Origin of the sequence: Lysinibacillus telephonicus, from assembly GCF_039654155.1 — a bacterium.
Classification (GTDB): Bacteria; Bacillota; Bacilli; order Bacillales_A; family Planococcaceae; genus Ureibacillus; species Ureibacillus telephonicus.
On the sequence record NZ_CP155468.1, the window covers coordinates 4526171 to 4543611 of the forward strand.

General features: G+C 35.0%; 19 protein-coding genes. 4 read left to right on the top strand and 15 right to left on the bottom strand.

All coding sequences use genetic code 11. The annotated features are described in order from the left end of the window. Nucleotides 1–56 precede the first annotated feature (56 nt). The 8 genes from MKY04_RS21875 to MKY04_RS21910 form a co-directional block, all read right to left on the bottom strand. Nucleotides 57–245 (bottom strand): hypothetical protein, encoded by a 189-nt coding sequence (locus tag MKY04_RS21875; RefSeq protein WP_126296300.1) that lies wholly within the window; start codon nt 243–245, stop codon nt 57–59. A 228-nt stretch (nt 246–473) separates the two neighbouring features. Then, on the bottom strand, nt 474–953 hold the full coding sequence (locus MKY04_RS21880; RefSeq protein WP_126296299.1) for a methylated-DNA--[protein]-cysteine S-methyltransferase: 480 nt from the start codon (nt 951–953) through the stop codon (nt 474–476). Continuing rightward, nucleotides 937–1854: a DNA-3-methyladenine glycosylase gene (locus tag MKY04_RS21885; protein ID WP_346235124.1), complete on the bottom strand. Its 918-nt coding sequence runs from the start codon at nt 1852–1854 to the stop codon at nt 937–939. Before MKY04_RS21885 ends, MKY04_RS21880 begins: the two co-directional genes overlap by 17 nt. Further along, nucleotides 1841–2410, bottom strand: coding sequence for a bifunctional transcriptional activator/DNA repair enzyme AdaA (locus MKY04_RS21890; protein WP_346235125.1), 570 nt, complete (start codon nt 2408–2410; stop codon nt 1841–1843). Before MKY04_RS21890 ends, MKY04_RS21885 begins: the two co-directional genes overlap by 14 nt. A 444-nt stretch (nt 2411–2854) precedes the next feature. Next, on the bottom strand, nt 2855–4129 hold the full coding sequence (ltrA, locus tag MKY04_RS21895; protein WP_346235040.1) for a group II intron reverse transcriptase/maturase: 1275 nt from the start codon (nt 4127–4129) through the stop codon (nt 2855–2857). Nucleotides 4130–4726: 597 nt separating this feature from the next. Beyond that, on the bottom strand, nt 4727–6268 hold the full coding sequence (locus tag MKY04_RS21900; RefSeq protein WP_346235126.1) for a GNAT family N-acetyltransferase: 1542 nt from the start codon (nt 6266–6268) through the stop codon (nt 4727–4729). A gap of 10 nt (nt 6269–6278) precedes the next feature. Beyond that, nucleotides 6279–6848 carry a glycerol-3-phosphate acyltransferase gene (locus MKY04_RS21905; RefSeq protein ID WP_346235127.1) on the bottom strand — a complete coding sequence of 190 codons (570 nt, stop codon included), beginning with the start codon at nt 6846–6848 and terminating at the stop codon, nt 6279–6281. A 157-nt stretch (nt 6849–7005) separates the two neighbouring features. Continuing rightward, nucleotides 7006–7611 (bottom strand): TetR/AcrR family transcriptional regulator, encoded by a 606-nt coding sequence (locus tag MKY04_RS21910; RefSeq protein WP_346235128.1) that lies wholly within the window; start codon nt 7609–7611, stop codon nt 7006–7008. Nucleotides 7612–7785: 174 nt separating this feature from the next. On the opposite strand from MKY04_RS21910, the gene MKY04_RS21915 reads away from it, so the two are divergent. Then, on the top strand, nt 7786–8193 hold the full coding sequence (locus MKY04_RS21915) for a VOC family protein (RefSeq protein ID WP_126296338.1): 408 nt from the start codon (nt 7786–7788) through the stop codon (nt 8191–8193). A gap of 370 nt (nt 8194–8563) precedes the next feature. Here the strand turns inward: MKY04_RS21915 and MKY04_RS21920 are convergent, their stop codons facing one another. The 6 genes from MKY04_RS21920 to MKY04_RS21945 all read right to left on the bottom strand — a co-directional run bounded on the left by MKY04_RS21920 (nt 8564) and on the right by MKY04_RS21945 (nt 13676). After that, nucleotides 8564–8926 (bottom strand): VOC family protein, encoded by a 363-nt coding sequence (locus MKY04_RS21920; protein WP_126296337.1) that lies wholly within the window; start codon nt 8924–8926, stop codon nt 8564–8566. A gap of 51 nt (nt 8927–8977) precedes the next feature. After that, nucleotides 8978–9790: a helix-turn-helix domain-containing protein gene (locus MKY04_RS21925; protein ID WP_346235129.1), complete on the bottom strand. Its 813-nt coding sequence runs from the start codon at nt 9788–9790 to the stop codon at nt 8978–8980. Between the two features lie 138 nt (nt 9791–9928). Further along, nucleotides 9929–10312 carry a hypothetical protein gene (locus MKY04_RS21930; RefSeq protein WP_346235130.1) on the bottom strand — a complete coding sequence of 128 codons (384 nt, stop codon included), beginning with the start codon at nt 10310–10312 and terminating at the stop codon, nt 9929–9931. A 280-nt stretch (nt 10313–10592) separates the two neighbouring features. Continuing rightward, nucleotides 10593–12110: a histidine ammonia-lyase gene (gene hutH, locus MKY04_RS21935; RefSeq protein ID WP_346235131.1), complete on the bottom strand. Its 1518-nt coding sequence runs from the start codon at nt 12108–12110 to the stop codon at nt 10593–10595. 116 nt (nt 12111–12226) lie between these two features. Then, on the bottom strand, nt 12227–12667 hold the full coding sequence (hutP, locus tag MKY04_RS21940; protein ID WP_126296273.1) for a hut operon transcriptional regulator HutP: 441 nt from the start codon (nt 12665–12667) through the stop codon (nt 12227–12229). Between the two features lie 421 nt (nt 12668–13088). Further along, nucleotides 13089–13676 carry an NAD(P)H-dependent oxidoreductase gene (locus MKY04_RS21945; RefSeq protein ID WP_346235132.1) on the bottom strand — a complete coding sequence of 196 codons (588 nt, stop codon included), beginning with the start codon at nt 13674–13676 and terminating at the stop codon, nt 13089–13091. A 117-nt stretch (nt 13677–13793) separates the two neighbouring features. Here MKY04_RS21945 and MKY04_RS21950 point away from each other — a divergent pair, with 117 nt between their 5' ends. Beyond that, on the top strand, nt 13794–14234 hold the full coding sequence (locus tag MKY04_RS21950) for a MarR family winged helix-turn-helix transcriptional regulator (RefSeq protein WP_126296275.1): 441 nt from the start codon (nt 13794–13796) through the stop codon (nt 14232–14234). 345 nt (nt 14235–14579) lie between these two features. After that, a complete protein-coding gene (locus MKY04_RS21955) occupies nt 14580–15056 on the top strand; it encodes a hypothetical protein (RefSeq protein ID WP_126296276.1) in 477 nt (158 codons plus the stop codon). Nucleotides 15057–15285: 229 nt separating this feature from the next. On the opposite strand, the gene MKY04_RS21960 is transcribed toward MKY04_RS21955, so the two are convergent. Then, nucleotides 15286–16701 (bottom strand): PLP-dependent aminotransferase family protein, encoded by a 1416-nt coding sequence (locus MKY04_RS21960; RefSeq protein ID WP_346235133.1) that lies wholly within the window; start codon nt 16699–16701, stop codon nt 15286–15288. Between the two features lie 109 nt (nt 16702–16810). On the opposite strand from MKY04_RS21960, the gene MKY04_RS21965 reads away from it, so the two are divergent. Beyond that, on the top strand, nt 16811–17356 hold the full coding sequence (locus MKY04_RS21965) for a pyridoxamine 5'-phosphate oxidase family protein (protein WP_126296278.1): 546 nt from the start codon (nt 16811–16813) through the stop codon (nt 17354–17356). Nucleotides 17357–17441: the final 85 nt, after the last annotated feature.

Sequence of the window (17441 nt, forward strand, 5' to 3'; positions counted from 1 at the left end):
AGAACCTAAATAAAAGAACACCTTGATTCGCCGTTAGCCGAAGCAAGGTGCTGCATTTATTGCAATCGCTCTAAGTCTTGATACTCTTTCATATATGGACCATTGTCTGCAACAGCTGAATGAAATAGCGCCTTAATCGCCAAATTTTTTTCTAGGCCCATTTCCACTTTTATCTTCTTTAACTCATCATGTAAATCCCTGTGCTGGTTAATTAATTTCGTCATTACTGCTTTATTATACTTCATATAGTCACATCCCAAGCTTATTACTTTTACCAACTACACTATCTTTATTTTTTCAATAAACTGCCTAATTTAGTCAGCCGTATTCAATTTAATGTAACCATATCACTCTTTACCAGAATTAGCGAAAAAATTAACCTCCGTATATAACAATGGCCAACTCTCTCATTAAGAAAAAAGCTGTATTTCGAAACACCATTTACTCCTATTTGGCTAGAGATATCAGTAGTTTTAACGTCTATTTACCCTCTCATGATGAAGCAGCCATTCTTTTCTCCATAGACCTCCTGCATAACCGGTTAATGTTCCGTTTGAACCGATAACTCTATGGCATGGAATAACAATACTTAACTTATTTTTACCGTTTGCGCTACCTACAGCTCGAACTGCCTTTTCATTCCCAATGGATAATGCTATCTCTTTATAGGACCACGTTTTTGAGTAGGGGATTTCATTTAAAGCGTTCCATACCATTTTTTGAAAGCTAGTCCCTTCTAATTGATAAGGAAATGTGAATTCATGGCGTTTTCCTTTAAAATATTCATCTAGTTGGTTATAGCATTCAGCTAAAACCAGAGGAGTTTCAGCATGAAATACATTCACACTTTTCTGGTTTTCAGAGAACAGAATAGAATGAATTGCTTCGCGGGTGCCGGCTATTTCTATTACCCCAATCGGTGATTCATAATCTACTTTATATTTCGTTATCATACAAGGACCTCCAAAGATAAAAGGTTGCATAGGCCTGCCAACCCTCCCAATTTGCTGCATACTCTTTAATTTCTTCGATAGTCGGTTTCCTCTCAAGGCCTAATTGATTCTTTAATGCATTATGAAGACCAACATCAGAAATTGGGAAGGCGGAGGGATAATGCAAGCATTTCATTATCACATAATCTGCTGTCCAAGCACCAATCCCTCTAAACTGCAATAATGAAGAGTGTATTTGCTGAAAATCTTTTTTCTGAACTAATTGTTCCTTTGATAATTCACCCTTTGCCATAGCTTTCGCGATGTCGATGATATATTCAGCCTTCCTAGTAGTGAATTGAAATTTTTTTAAATCTTCTATATTCAAGAGCGCTATTTTTTTAAATGAAGGAAATAACCAAAACTTTTGTCCTTCGAAAATTAAAAATTCACCAAATTGTTCAATGAAGCGTTTCTTTAATGTGTAAGCAAAGGTTAAATTAATTTGCTGTCCTATAATGGCCCATACGAGAGCTTCAAATAGATCGGGGATGCCAATTATCCGTAAACCAGAATATTCATGTGCAAGACTTTGTAAAATTTTATCTTGATACGCCATTTGATAAAATTCCTCTAAGTTTTGAGATAAACCAAACCATTCCCAAACGTACTCTCCAATCTTTTTACGAGCATAACTAGTTGGTATGCTAATAGGGAACTCAACCTTTATGGCATTATTGACATATCCGATTTTACATAAAATCAACTCTTTATCGACTTTGAGAAGTTTGTAAACCGATTCATCTCTAATTTGATGAAGCACTTCCTGGTCGGATCTTCCTAAAAAAATGAGACATTCTTCAAAATTAAATTCCTTAGGGGGACAAATTTCGATATATGAATCATAATCATTCAAATGCATTTTGGAATTCCTTTCGATATTCACTAGGTGAACAGTTTTTTAAGCTTCTAAACACTTTATAAAAATTAGAAGGGCTCTGGAATCCCACCTCATAGCAGATTTCTAAGTTTGTCAGGCTTGTGGATTTTAGAAGGTGGACCGCTTTATCAATGCGTATTTTTTCTAAGTAAGTACGTGGAGTCTCAGAAGTTTCTTGTTTAAATAAGCGTTCCAAATAATAAGGGCTTAAGCCAACCTGTTCCGCTATATCTTTTAAAATTAATTTTTGTTTATAATGATTGACTAGGAAGGTGATGATATTTCTGATAATTTCAATTTGCGGGGAGTGCTCCACTTCCGGCTGGCATCTTTTACAAGGGCGGTAGCCAGCTGCTTCAACTTCATTGATGTCATGGTAAAATTCTACGTTCGTTTTTTTAGGCTTCCTTGATTTGCATGAAGGGCGGCAGTATATTTTTGTTGTTTTTACTGCGGTAAAAAATAGACCATCGTACTTACGATCACAAGCGATAATTTTTTCCCACATCTCTTCAAATGAAAGATTGATATTCACCATTGTTTGCTCACTTTCCTTTCACCGTTAGTATTCGAGAACATGCAACATTCCGCTTCATTGCTTATAATCTGCTCGTCTTCTTTTCTAATCAATCATTTTAACGTACGGATTTTCCAAAACTATATCCCTTGCTCCTTGTTCCTTAAGCTTATTACAACTAGTTAGTTCTGATAAAGATAATCCATTTAGTGGTGAACTCATGCTTATTAATGAAACATACAATAAATATCTCATTAGCTTCCTATAAAAATTAGCCTCATTAATCTCCTGAATCTTATTTATTATCTTATATGTTATTGGACCCATTTTAACAAGTAATCAAACTCTATTTCATCCTCATTCTTGCTCTTATGGTCAGTAAATCGAGTAGAGGAAAAATAAGTTGACTTATTTTCGCCCCTCTCACAACACCGTACGTACAGGTCTCGTATACGGCGTTTCAATTTATATCACAGTGTGAACTTCTAAGTAACGTTCTAAAGCAGAGGGTATTCCCCTCTGCTTTAGTCTTTTATTAGAGATTGCTCTATGAACAACTTTCGATAATCCGATAAATCGATAACCTTTCCTACAGAATGTTAAGCCTTTGGCTTCTTCTTCGGGTATACCTAATTGGATTAGCGACCTTATCTGTCTTCTTGGTACCTTCCATTGTTTCCAAATGATTACCCTTATTCTTGAGCGTAGTTTCTTATCAATTTTACGCATAGCCGTTTTCATGTTTGCAGTTCTAAAATAATTTACCCAACCAAATATTACTTGTTTTAGTTTCAGTATTCGGTAGTCTAACGGAATGCTCCAGTTTCGTTTTGTTAGTTGTCGAAGTTTCCTTTTAAATTTCTGTACTGAAATTGGATGTGGTCGGACTTGATATTTCTTATCTTTTGAATCGTAGTAATATCCAAACCCCAAAAATTTCAAGTCTTTTGGACGAGCGATTTTACTCTTTTCTGTATTGACAATCAACCCTAATTTCTTTTCTATAAATTTCACGACTGATTCCATTACTCTGTTTGCAGCTTTCTCACTCTTCACAAAGATAAGAACGTCATCCGCATATCTCACGAATTGGAGTCCTCTATTTTCTAGTTCCTTGTCCAGTTCATTCAACATTATGTTACTTAGCAGTGGGCTAAGGTTTCCTCCTTGTGGGGTTCCAATCGGTGTTTCTTCATATTTCCCCTTTACCATGACCCCACTGACCAAGTATTTTCTTATTAAAGAAATGACATCTCCATCATCGATTGTTTTGGATATAATTCGCATGAGTTTATCATGGTTGACTGTGTCGAAAAATCTTTCAAGGTCAATGTCCACTATCCAATCATATCCATCGTTCAGAAATTCGAGGCTTTTTATGATTGCCATCTCACAACTTCTATTTGGTCTAAAACCGTAACTGTATTCACTGAACTCTTTTTCAAATATCGGACTGAGTACTTGATGAATTGCCTGTTGAACTACCCTATCCACTACTGTTGGTATTCCCAGTTTGCGCATCTTTCCATTTTCTTTTGGGATTTCCACTCGTAAGGCAGCTTGTGGTTGGTATTTTTTGGTTCTGATGCGCTGACGTAGCTCATCCTTGTTCTCTTTCAGATACTTTTTAAGTTCATCAACCGTTATTCCGTCGACTCCACCTGCACCTTTATTTTTATAGACACGTAAGTAGGCTTCATTCATATTTTGATTGCTTAGAATCTTTTCTAATAGTTGCACACTCGTTTCTCCTTTCCTCTTACGTAGTAAGTAATATCTCCATTTTGGTTATCATTTGAGATACGCTCATACTTTCACCATTAACACATTCGGAGTCCGTTACTTACGCATTTGTGGCGTTGAAACACTATAAATTGTTCAGCCCTTCATGACCAAAGGTCATTACTATGGCTTCTGCTGACTTCTTGCGACTAACCGTTTTCGACTGTAACTATGTACATCCGCAAGACCTCCCAGGGTAAGACAACTATCTTTCCTCTTTTACTCGCCTGATTTACTCTGCAAAGTTACGCACATCTTTTGGACTTTAACTTGTTATGGAGTCTTATCCCTTTGTAGAGCCTTGGTATCAGATTTCTGTTCGTCGAGCCAAGATTTTATTCCACGCTTCCTCCAGCCCTTATCTCGCGATAAGTACCTTGCGCTTCCTTAGTGGTTGGTCGATGTGTACCTCCACAGTGGACTTTCACCACCTAGATAGTTGCCATGCCTGGCACACATAAAAAAAGTGAAGCTAAATTGTGCTTCACTTTTAAAGACTATTAGAAAAAAAAAAACTCACTTCAGGGAGCCAATCCTTTTATAGTTATAAAATGCTTACTGTAATACTTGAATATAATAATTCACTATCTCTTCAAATCGATTAAGTGCCTCTTCAAAATCCGGTTGAATAGTTGCAAGTTGAACGAAATTTCGACTACGCAAATAGTGGCTTTCTGCATGCAAAAGAATACCATTTAATTTTAAATCATCGTTTAAATGTTTTAATTCATATGGTAACTGCAAAGTAACAATCATTGGGTAATTATTTGTTGTAATTGCATAGTCTTTTACAATTTTTATGTCTCTTAATTGCATAAATCGTTCTTCTAACAGTTTATATCGAAATGGATAATGGTTCAGTGCCTCCATAACATTAGCTACTAGCATTGCAGGTACTGTAAACGGAGGATCTATCTGTTGATATTTTGCTAGATTGAGGTATGAAGGCAGTTTAGTATCTTCCACAAGTTGTTGTGAGAAAACAAAAGCGAGGCCACTCATTGCTCCAAGTGCTTTTCCACTTACAGATGTAGCAAAATATAGCTCATTCATTGAAAATTGCAAAGCCCCAAATGAACTAATACAGTCCACACAAAGCTTCACATCATAGCGTTTAGTGATTTCCAGTATTGGCTCAATTGGATTTAGTGTTCCAGTTGACGTTTCACCGTGCACCATTAGCAGCCACTCAAAGTTTCCGGTCTCTACATACTTTTCTATTTCAGCCAGGTTATAAGGTGTTCCCCAATCTGAGTAAAATGTTTCAAATGAAATTTCCCAGTTCCTCGCTTGGTCAACTAACCTTTCACCAAACTCCCCATTTACTAAAATAAGACCTTTTTTCACGCTTCTCGTTTTTAATTGCCCTAACATAATATCATTTGCGAGAGTACCACTGCCAACAACAGTTGCAACATAATTCGCACCAGACAGCTTCTGCAATTGCTTTTTCATACTAACAAATAACTCCCTAAATTCATCGGAGCGATGTGATAAATCCGTATGAGATAAAGCTGTATTTTGTTTTACTGGACCTGGGTAAAATGAATGATGACTGCTAGTAGCTATCCTTTTTTCCAACCCTTGTTCAAATTTTCTCCTAGTCAAAACCATTGGGATAAACTTCGCTTCTTCTGAACCAACTGCATCAGCAAATTGTTCAAATCCCATTTGTTTATATAGTTTTTGTTCACGAGTAGTTCCTGAAATGACAACAGCTGAATATCCTTGATGATAGGCAAAAGAATAAACTGCCTGTATTAAGCGAAAAAAAACACGTCCTGTACGATACCGTTTTTTTACTGCTAACAATCGTATTTCAGCTAAGTTTTCACAATCAGTATCCTGTAAGTACCTCTCTACTTTTCCAATCTTCTCGTCCAACGAAAATGGTCGTCTGTCTCGAAAGGCAAGCATTCCGACTATCTCAGTTTTTTTGTAGACAACGATATAACAATTTTCTTTATGAAAACGGTCAAATTTTTTTCTCGTTTCGTTTGGCTCATGCTGCGGAATTTCTTCTACAAAGGTTTCATAATTTAGTGCAGCAATGTTATCAAATTCTTTATCAGTTGTCGCTATTTTACACCAATACATGATAACCCCCTTATTCCCTATGACTTAAAATTTGTAATAAATTGCCATAATGTTTCCATATAATGATACATATTGATAGAATCACAGCGCTATATATCACAAAACTACCTTTCCATATAAAACTAGCTATGTAAAATGTGAATCCACCAAGCATACCTATTGTTAAATTCCGAATAATTAAGAGTAATAATACTGTTCCTACTATCATCCAACAAAATAACGATGGCTCTAGAGATAGTCCCGCGCCAATAAAAGTAGCAACCCCTTTTCCACCGTGAAACCTTAGCCAAAGGGGATAGATATGACCAACAATAACAAAAAGCATCCCTACAGCTAAAATCCACTGTTCAAAGTTCATCATTTGCCCATAAATAATGACAAGCGCACCTTTTAAAGCATCACCTAATAATGTAATGATAAAAGCAGAACGACCGAGTACACGCCCTGCATTTCGTGCTCCTAAATTTTCACTGCTTTGTTTTCGTAAATCTATATTCTTCCATTTTCCAACGATATTGGCTGTCATAAAGTTCCCAACTAAATAACAAAACAACCAATAAATTAAAGAAGACTCATTCAAGTTATGACCTCCAATATAGTTTTCTTTTGTCATATTCCTCTTTAATTAATAATGTAAGTAAAATTATACCATTTCGAAACAAATAAAAAGGGGACGCCTCATAAGGATATGAGATGCCCCTTTCTATACATCGATGAGAAAACCTGACTTAATAAATTTAGTTCAATTCTTCTTGTTTAAAAATTCTCTCACTAATCTGATGGAGAAATTGCGCCCACTTTTCTTGAAATTCTGGTTCCTCTAGCGTGTGTCCTGTTATCATTTGTGTGACATTTTTGTATAGTAGAGGATAGATAGTAAGGCTAGACATCATTAATGTAATGAGTGCTGGATCTAACTCCTTTGGTACTAATCCTAACTGTTGTTTTTTTACCATGTCAGCATTATAGGATTGAAGCACCTTCTTTCTCGTTTCCTCTCCATTCGAATCCTCGGGCAGCTCTTCAATAGCCTCCCAGGCTGTATATTTCAAGAAATCTTTTAAATAATTTATATTTACCTTTAATCGAAATTCTGCTATTTCCACAGGATCTGAAGGTAATGTTAAATTTTCTGTAGGGACAGTATTAACAAAACTATCAATCGTCTGATTAATAAGATCATCTTTTCCCTTAAAATAATGATAAATAAGCTGTTTTTTTACTCCTGCTCTTTTTGCAATCGATTCGATTCTCGCACCATTATATCCCTTTTCAAAAAACTCTTCCTTCGCAGCATCAATTATTTTTTTTCGGGTACGTTCAGCATTTCGTATTTCGCCCATTGTTGTAATTCACCACCCAAATTCTCTTACTATAATGACATCGTAATAACCTACTCGCTAAAAGTCAAATTTATTTGAATATTCGGTAAGTACTACTTGACAAGTGGTAAGTTAATTTTTACTATTAGTGTAACTTAATATTTGTTAAGTTAAAATATCAAGGGGTGATGGAGAATGACGTTTAAACCAAGTATGACATTTATTAATCTTCCAGTTAAAGATTTGAAAAAATCAATGAGCTTCTTCGAACAAATCGGATTTTCCTTTAATATGCAGTTTACAGATGATAATGCCGCATGTATGGTCATAAATGATCATACTTTTTCAATGCTTCTGACTGAAGCACACTTTAAGAACTTCACTAGTAAGGAGATTGTAGATGCAACAAGACAAACAGAGTCTTTAATTTCCCTTGCAGTAGAAAGTAGAGAACAAGTGGATGCAATTGTGGAAAAAGCAATTGCAGCTGGTGGCAGCCTTGCATCAGACCCACGGGATTACGGATTTATGTATCAAGTTGGTTTCCAAGATCTTGACGGTCATATCTGGGAAGTGTTTTATATGGAACAAGGAGGAAATTAATATATTCTAATTAGTTGGTTCGAGTTTAATTTGAGCTAGGTCAATTCATGAAGTGAAAAGGAGCAACTACCCACCATAAAATCACTCGAAATAATTACATTAGATACCTTACGAAAATTATTCCAACTCCTAATTACTAAATTTCCTTTCCATAATAAAGGAGTATCGTAATTTTAAAACTAAACGGAATAGATATGCTCTTATTTAGAATGTATCTATTCCTTAGTTGACGCTTTGAAGTTTACTAAACAAACTTATCTAAATCGGTCTTCATCTTGAATTCATTAGTAATTTTAAGACTGAGTAATAATTTTTTCGTAAAAAATTATATTAAAAGAGCAGGAATTAAATTCATCCCTGCCCTACATCATTAGCCTTTAAAAATATATTCATTGCCATCTTCATCACTAAAATGGACAAATGTACCCCATTGCATTTCTTGTGGCTCCCCTTTAATTTGAACCCCATTCGCCTTCATTGTTTCATAAGTGTCTTGAATATTATCACATTCAAATACGATGGATGCCTTCATGTTTTCGTACCCTTTCATCATTTTTTTTGGGTACAGCACTAAACGTGTTTGTGCACCTTCAGGAGCGACCTCAAGCCAAAACATATTTGGTCCCATTGGGTGCTCGGCTATTACATTAAATCCTACTTTTTTCGTCCAAAACTCCTTTGCCTTTTGTTGGTCTTCTACATATATTGCTACTGTTCCTAAATTCGTTATCATAATTATTCCTCCTTTAATTTTTCTTCGAAATTAATTTTAGCCGAGGAAAAATTATTCTTCTTGTAAAAAAACGACACCATTTTGTTTTATTTTTTTCAGTATCCAATTTTTATATTCTTTTGGAGTAAGTCCAATACTTTCTTTAAAGTCTTTTGAAAAATGTGCATAATCATAATAACCATAGTCAACCATGCAATCATGTAGATCAATTTCAGGGTTAAAAAAAATTTTAAGTCTAACTTGATTAAATCTTGCTACTTTACTTAATTTTTTCGGAGAAAGACCTGTTAACTCTGTTGTTTTCCTTTCAAACTGTCTTCGGGAATAATTGCTTTTTTCAATTACTGATTGCAAGTCTTGTCCTATCGGGTCGTCATAAATTTCCGAAAGAATTTTTATGAAGGGAAGTTCTTTATTATTTTTTTGATTTCTTAACCCAATTAGAAAATCTTTTATAACTAACATCCCCTCTTCTAAATCCATTCCTTTAATAACTTTACTAATTTGTTTTATCTTTTCATTATCAAATATGTCTTTAAGGGGCAAAAATTGATTTCTAAGATTCTTTACATCAATGTCTGAAAAAAACTTTAACCCCCATGGCTTTAAACGGATACCAAATAGTCTTATATTTCCTTTTGCATTTAGGATATGGTAACGAGTTAACGACCCAATTAAAAATTCAGGCTCTAACTTCCTATCATTAATTTCATATGAAGAACCAAAATGGAAGATTAATTCATAACAACCATCTGGCCATAGCACCTCATTATCCTCTATCCTTTTGTAATCCCTATTAAGAAACCAAAAGCATTTTACATAAGGGTCTAGCTCTACTGGCGGTTTTATTTCTTTATATCTCATAACACTTAACCCTATCTTATATTTTTAGTAATTCATACCCCTTAATATTACACTCTATTCTCTTTGTATTATTATTTGTGTTAGTATCGCAGAGTATTTACAATATTATCCTATATTTATTTAATAGTCCGTATATTCTTACTCAACAATCAAAAATTTATTATCCTTAACAGTATAGTCGCCGTATTTTCTAGAAAGTACTGCCGTTTTAAGTGCATTTTTTTCATTAGCAAATACTAATAAAAATCGGTCCTCCAATACATCAATGCCTCCATTATCACCTTTAAATTGAATCCCCATTGAATCTTCAATCATTTCATTTGTTGTATATGGACCATATACGTTGACTGCAATCCATTCGAAATCAGTCAGTGTAGTTAAATCAATTTGATTTTCTCCTTGCTGTATCAAAGAGTGAATATCCTTACTTAAAATTGTATCTTGACTAGCTCGGTTCCAAAACAACTCAGCAAATAAAATGACAATAGCAATAGTTAAAAATATATAAACTATTTTTTTCATTAATATACCTCCATCACACCCATTATAATTAGAATATTTTTACATTTTAAAATGACGTGTTTAGTATAATCTAGTTTCAAATTGAATTTGAAAGAGCAAAAATAAAAGCACTATTTGCTAATGCAAAAGGTGCTTTTTTAATAATAATGAAAATTCTAGAGTTTGAATAGGGGCCAGTAATGGTAAGAATGCTGTTACTCTTTAAATATAATATTTTGGAACCCTGCTAGATTGCAAGTATGTCTGTAGTCGAGAATTATGCCTATTTTCTATCCGCCCTCTATCCCTCTATTAATGCTTCACATCTTTTAAATTGAAAGGTTCCATTCTTTAACCAGTTATTCATTGCCTCAATATCTTTAGAAAACACTCGGTCTGCATTAATAGATGGAACAATTTTTCTAGCATTCTCTAAAAATCCGCGTGTAGCTAAAGCCATTTTATCTTTCCCACGAATTTCTGCAGCCTGTATCCCGCAAATGGCTTCAATCGCTAACACTCGACGTGTATTTGTAATTACTTGATATGCATGTCTTGATCCAATCGTCCCCATACTAACATGATCCTCTTGGTTCGCTGATGAAGGGATGGAATCAACACTTGCTGGGTGTGCCAAGGTTTTGTTTTCAGATACAAGTGATGCTGCGACATACTGCATAATCATCGCACCTGATTGTAAGCCTGGTTCAGGACTTAAAAATGGTGGTAAATCATTTAATTGTGGATTTACGAGTCGTTCAATTCGGCGTTCTGATATGTTTGCCAGTTCAGCTACGGCAATTGCTAAAAAATCCATCGCAAACGCAATCGGTTGACCGTGGAAATTACCACCAGATAAAACTTTTTCACCGTTATCAAAAATTAACGGATTATCAGTAGCAGCATTCATTTCAATCTCTAATTTTTCTTTCACATAGTTTAATGTCTGCCACGAGGCACCATGTACTTGTGGAATACAACGGATTGAGTATGCATCCTGTACACGAAGTTCTCCCTGCTTTGTTGTTAAAGAACTATCTGCCAAGTAGCCACGTATACGCTCTGCTACTTCAACTTGCTCTCTATAACCACGTGCAAGTTGAATGTCTTCGTCAAATGCATCAATAATCCCACGTAAACCTTCTATTGTAACTGATGCAATTAGTTCAGTTTGGTAAGCTAATTTTTCTGCTTCCAAGTAAGCAACAACACCCATTGCAGTCATCGCCTGGGTACCATTAATAAGTGCTAAACCTTCTTTTGCTGTTAACGTAATCGGCAAAATTGCTTCTTTCGATAATGCTTGTATTGCGGGTATTTTTTCACCTTTATAAAAGACTTCTCCTTCTCCGATTAATACTAAAGCTAAATGTGACAGTGGGGCTAAATCACCACTAGCACCTAGTGACCCTTGCTGAGGAATTACCGGATGAATTCCAGCATTTAATAACTCTAGCAACCTTTCAATGACAACAGGACGTACACCGGAAAAGCCCTTTAATAATGCATTTGCTCGAAGGAGAATCATCGCACGTGATACAACTTCTGGAAAAGGCTCTCCTACCCCGCAAGCATGGGAGCGAATTAAATTTAGCTGTAGCGCTTCAACATCTTCTTTTCCTATAAACACATCGCTAAATTTTCCAAAACCTGTTGTAATTCCGTAAACTATTCGCTCCTCGGAAACAATTTTTTCTACCGCTTTTCGACTTTCCTGAACCTTTCTCATGCTTTCCTCAGAGTAATCAACTTTTTCTCCATCAAATAAAACTTTTCGTATATCTGAAAAAGTAAGTGTTTGACCATTTAATGTAACCATCTTTTTGTCTCCCTTCAAATTCCTTTTGACCAATTAGAAAAGGGGACTATATCAAAGAAATCACTAAAAAGCGATTCCATGATATAGCCCCCTATTAACTAAATTCTATGGGCAAATTATATGTGATTAATTCCTAAACCGATTGTTTCATGCTCAAAGCCTTTAACCGGTGCGCCAATTGTCCCGTATAAGGAAACAGCAATCCAATCTCCCTCTTGCTCATTTTCATATGGGTTTCCACGTAAAACTGCAAATGATAAACCAACTGTTCTTAGTACAGATCCTAATTGCACTTGACCTCTCGTTATCCCATTCAACGCTTCAATAATCGCATGGTATAATGCGTGTGATTCGCGATAAACATCCGGATTTATAATCCCATTTTTCTTAGCCGCTGTTTCAATTGCAGCAACTACCTTATGTTCATCCATCGATCCAACTTTTCCCGTACAACTCTTCCAATTCAACTGCTCGAGCATTGCAAGATGTTCAGATGAATCATCAGAAAGCAAAAGTAAGATAGCGTTTTTACCAATACGATCTTTACTTAATGCCATTTAAACAACTCTTTCCATTTTTCTAAGTAACGTATAATAACTAACTAAATGTTCTAATGTCTAATAGCTAATTTAATTGTAAACGCTTCAAAATCAGGTGTCAACTTGACTTTTTGGAAATTTAATAAAAATTAGATAATTGCAATCCTGAAGGTATAAATCATATTTACTGGCCATCTCATATATAATGGTGCATCCATGAGGATCTCTTGGAAGGTGGAGTCTAAAAAATGGTTAGTTATTTTGCGTTAGTAATATCAAATCCATTTTTCGGAGAATTAGATGGATGGAATCGAATAAGACTAATCACTTCCCTCCTACTCGAATCTCATATTAATTAACCCTCACTTACTTATGGTACTGTTCAACATCATAACTGTGAATGAGGTTCCACTTAAAGGACATAACGTTTTATTATTTTTTACTGGTCTATCTTTTTGAAATATTTATAAATCCTTTCTAACTTTTTCATCTGATTTCCTTTTGGACTTTCCATGTTCCCAAATTCGAAAAACTTCACTTTCTTGATCCCTACAAAATTAAATAAGGCTCTTTTCATTAAAATTTTATGCGCATTATTCAACCAAAGAAATGGATAGTGAGTAGGTCCCTTCATGGTAGATACACATACTACGGATTTCCCCTTTAATAGACCTTCTGGAAAGTACCCTTTTTTATCTTTATATGCAAAATTGGAAGCAAATAATTGATCGATATATCCCAAAAGCATCGCAGGGGGTCTTCCCCACCAAATTGGATAGATAAAGACAATCTTGTCAGCCCATGTAATTTGTTTTCTGTATTTTTCAATATTAGGATCTGTATGCATATCACGTCTTCGTTTATCCTCGTTAAATACTAGAAGTGGATTAAACCCCTCTTCATATAAATCGAGAACTTTTACCTCCGTAATATAGGGATTTTCGCTACTTCCCTTCATTACATTTTGAAAAAATGCGTAATTCAAACTTTTATGATTTGGATAAGTATAAACGATTAGCATCTTCATGGCGCACCTCTTATTTATCATTTGATAATCAAATCATATCACCATCTAACTTTGTTATCAATTGATAATTGTATTTTGATAATCTTTTTGTTACCTTTGCAATAAGAGGTGAGAGAAATGGACAAAAGTATCCTTTTTAATAAATTCGTATCATTTTCGGCATCAGTACATCGTGTAACTCATGAATTAACTAAAGATGTGAAATCTGATTCAATTACCCAAGTTCAATATAAAATTCTTGAGAATATTGCAATAAGTCAACCAGTGACACCTAGTGAGATTAATGACTGTATGCAAATGTCTATGCCAAACACCAGTCGTGAACTAAGCAAATTGAGTGAAAAAAATTTAATTAAAAAGATAGGGGATAGTAAAGATAAACGAAAACAATATATTTGTTTATCTCAAGATGGAGAACTTTTAATGAACGAAGCTTTTGCATCCATAGAATCCCGCTTTTTAGAGCGAATTCAAAATGCTACTAAAGAAGATTTAAAGGATATAGAGCGTTCAATAGATATTCTTCAGACTAAATTATTTTATTCTAATTATAAATAAAGCATTAATGACTCCTGCAATTGCAAATTATTAATCTCTTTCAACAGAGGGGTTTGTTTGGTTATAAAACAGTACCTGTCACTCCCTGAATAATGTCGATAAATTAATACGGGTGGTGACAGGTACAATTTTTAAGGCGTCTTTCTTTTTATATTATTAATTCAAACTTCCACTTTACTATCACTTGTGATACCGTTCTCCATTACTGGTCTAAGTACGTTTCCAATGAAATGAACAGTATTAATCCTAACAAAATACCTTTTTTGTAATACATTTAGAGGGAAAAAACAACATACCGTTGAATTAAATAACTACTAATCTTTTAAAGGAGCTTGTTCAAAACATATGTCTTTATTTACATTCCTAGTTTCTGATTGTCCACTAGAAGAAGTAGATTATAGCGGTATTACTGAAATTACAGTAAGAGAACTAAAGAAATTATATCCAATTTCAGACAAAACACCAGTGCAGTCTTGGCATTCGATGGATGATGATACACGCATTTTACATGCACCGGATGCGTCAGCATTTGGTGAGCTGGTAATATCTTTTTGTAATAACCCACCTTATGATTTAGCTTTTTATACTGAAAAAGAATATGCTTATTCGTTAGACGGAAATTGGAAAGGCAAATTTTTAACTGATTTTGTAGATTATATAAAGACACATATAAAGGCGAGTGAAAACGTACAGTTACTTATTTTTTGGGCTGGTGATGGGGAACAGAAATTAATAGAACGAGAGATTAGTATTGAAGAAATCCAGCCGAATCACCTTGAACAGTTTAAACGTAAGAAAAATATTCGTATACAATTTGTATAGGTTGGAAAAATGGTCAATCAAATATACTCTTAAATAGAAAAACATACTCGAATATTACACATACTTATCTACATATTTTTAAATATAAAGAGCACCATTCTCGTATTTAAATAGTACTCTTCTAAAGAACCGTATTTACTTGTGATACGGTTCTTCGTAAAATATCTAACTAAGGTTTTATAACACTAATTCAAGCCTATTATTCAACATATAAGGTTTTATGGTTTCATTATATCTCGCCAATTTCCATTTCCGGGAGGCAACTAGCGAGTAATTTAACTCCATTTTCAATTTCTTCAATTGATAAACCACCAAATCCTATCATGATATAGGAATTACTCTCGATGGACGGATGAAGCCAAAACATTGCAGGGGAATAAATTTTGACACCCTTCTTAAAACCCCTTTCGATCAGCTCTAAGGCTGTTATCCCTTTTAGTTTCAATAAAATATGTAGGCCTGACTTTTCTCCAACAATTTTTACTTTAGTACCCATGTATTGTTCAATACTTTTTAGCAGGGTCTGATGTTTTTTTTGATATAGCTTGCGCATTCTTCGAATATGCCTTTCGAATTCACCGGATTGCATGAACTGAGCCATAGTCCTCTGAATAATAGGAGAGACAGATTGATTATAAGCCGAAAACTTTTGTGAATATTGAACCATTAGAGAAGGTGGAAATACGATATAACTTAATCTGACTGAAGGAAGAAATGATTTAGAAAATGTACCTAAATAAATTACCTTTTCCTCTTCATCTAGAGATTTCAACGATGGAATTGGCTGTCCCCGGTATCGAAACTCACCGTCATAATCATCCTCAATAATATATCCCCCTGTTTGATAAGCCCATTTTAGTAATCGCAATCTTTTTGTTATAGGCAAAACCATACCAAATGGAAATTGGTGAGATGGTGTTAAATATACCGCTTTCGCCTTGCTCGTGTGTATAGTTTCTACTGACAATCCGTCCTTATCAAGAGGCACAGGTTCAATATTACATCCCTGATCTCTAAAGACCGATCGTACTCCACTGTAGCCTGGTTCTTCCATTGCCACAGTTTTCCCCTGGAGTGATAAAAGACGGCAGATCAATTCTATTGAAGTTTGTGTACCAGCTGTTATAAGAATCTGTTCTGGTGTTGAGCGTACCCCTCTGGATTGCAGCAAATAGTTTGAAATCTCCTGCCTCAATGCAAACTCACCTTGTTTTTCACTATACTGAAATAACCAATTGCTCTCTTGATCAACTGCATCTGACAGACATTTCTTCCACTGCTTCAATGGAAATTTGTCAAGATCCACATTGCCATATTCAAAATCTACAAGTACCTCACTTGAAGGCTTATATTCCAACATGATAGGATGTTTTACTTCAGTAGAATTTAGCAAAGGTTTCTCAATCTCAGCAACCCATATTCCACTTTTAGGGACACTTTCAAGATAGCCCTCTGATTGCAGCTGCTGGTATGCTGCCTCAACTGTGTTCCGGCTGACTTTTAAATGCATCGTTAGCTGGCGAATTGATGGCATCTTCACACCTGGTAATAGCCTTCCTTCTTCAATTTCTTTCCTAATCCAATGATATAACTGACTATATAACGGCTCTGACAGGTCTCTATCTAAAAATGGGGTGAGTTCCATATTTAACCCTCCATCTGTCCCTATTAAACTTTTTAATTCTGTCACTTTTTTTATGTACAGATATTTCTTAAAATAATTTTATCATTTTTGTAGAGAGTGGGGATGGAAAATGAATAAGATCCGCCAAGAAAAGTTAGAATGTACTGATGATAATCGTATTGAACAGTTTTTAAGCCAAGCACGGACAGGTTACCTTGGATTAACGGATGGGGAAGCTCCTTATGTTGTCCCTTTGAATTTTGTCATGATGAATAAGGCTATATATTTTCATGGAGCTGCACAGGGGAAAAAAATAGATTTGATTCATGCTAATCCCAACTGTTGTTTCACAGTATCTGAGGATTATGGAACTATGGTAAGCCCTATACCAGCCAAGACAGACACTGCTTATATGAGTGTAATGCTATTCGGTGTATTAGAAACGGTAAATGATATAAAAGAAGCTACAGAAGCAATGCAAGCCATGTTGGATAAGTATGTACCCGGTTACTATGAGAAAGAACTTTCACAATCTCATATCGAGAAATATCGATCTTCTTTAGGAAGTCATACTGTTGTTTTCAGACTTACTCCGGATGTAAGGACTGCAAAAGAAAATAAATTGAATCCGCAATTATCTTTCTTCCCAGGCAGGAACGCTGGAATGGATATTTAAAAATAATACTTATTGTTTATCCAATGGGACTAGGCATAAATAGAACTAAAAAGGGAGACGGTGATTGCCTCCCTTTTTCCCTGCT

Bases quoted from the DNA above. Each gene is read 5' to 3' on its own strand.
- MKY04_RS21955 (WP_126296276.1), top strand. From the start codon at position 14,580: ATGTCTTTATTTACATTCCTAGTTTCTGATTGTCCACTAGAAGAAGTA.
- MKY04_RS21890 (WP_346235125.1), bottom strand. From the start codon at position 2,410: ATGGTGAATATCAATCTTTCATTTGAAGAGATGTGGGAAAAAATTATC.
- MKY04_RS21960 (WP_346235133.1), bottom strand. From the start codon at position 16,701: ATGGAACTCACCCCATTTTTAGATAGAGACCTGTCAGAGCCGTTATAT.
- MKY04_RS21950 (WP_126296275.1), top strand. From the start codon at position 13,794: ATGGACAAAAGTATCCTTTTTAATAAATTCGTATCATTTTCGGCATCA.
- MKY04_RS21945 (WP_346235132.1), bottom strand. From the start codon at position 13,676: ATGAAGATGCTAATCGTTTATACTTATCCAAATCATAAAAGTTTGAAT.
- MKY04_RS21915 (WP_126296338.1), top strand. From the start codon at position 7,786: ATGACGTTTAAACCAAGTATGACATTTATTAATCTTCCAGTTAAAGAT.
- MKY04_RS21910 (WP_346235128.1), bottom strand. From the start codon at position 7,611: ATGGGCGAAATACGAAATGCTGAACGTACCCGAAAAAAAATAATTGAT.
- hutP (WP_126296273.1), bottom strand. From the start codon at position 12,667: ATGGCATTAAGTAAAGATCGTATTGGTAAAAACGCTATCTTACTTTTG.
- MKY04_RS21900 (WP_346235126.1), bottom strand. From the start codon at position 6,268: ATGTATTGGTGTAAAATAGCGACAACTGATAAAGAATTTGATAACATT.
- MKY04_RS21965 (WP_126296278.1), top strand. From the start codon at position 16,811: ATGAATAAGATCCGCCAAGAAAAGTTAGAATGTACTGATGATAATCGT.
- hutH (WP_346235131.1), bottom strand. From the start codon at position 12,110: ATGGTTACATTAAATGGTCAAACACTTACTTTTTCAGATATACGAAAA.
- MKY04_RS21875 (WP_126296300.1), bottom strand. From the start codon at position 245: ATGAAGTATAATAAAGCAGTAATGACGAAATTAATTAACCAGCACAGG.
- MKY04_RS21925 (WP_346235129.1), bottom strand. From the start codon at position 9,790: ATGAGATATAAAGAAATAAAACCGCCAGTAGAGCTAGACCCTTATGTA.
- MKY04_RS21880 (WP_126296299.1), bottom strand. From the start codon at position 953: ATGATAACGAAATATAAAGTAGATTATGAATCACCGATTGGGGTAATA.
- MKY04_RS21885 (WP_346235124.1), bottom strand. From the start codon at position 1,854: ATGCATTTGAATGATTATGATTCATATATCGAAATTTGTCCCCCTAAG.
- MKY04_RS21930 (WP_346235130.1), bottom strand. From the start codon at position 10,312: ATGAAAAAAATAGTTTATATATTTTTAACTATTGCTATTGTCATTTTA.
- MKY04_RS21920 (WP_126296337.1), bottom strand. From the start codon at position 8,926: ATGATAACGAATTTAGGAACAGTAGCAATATATGTAGAAGACCAACAA.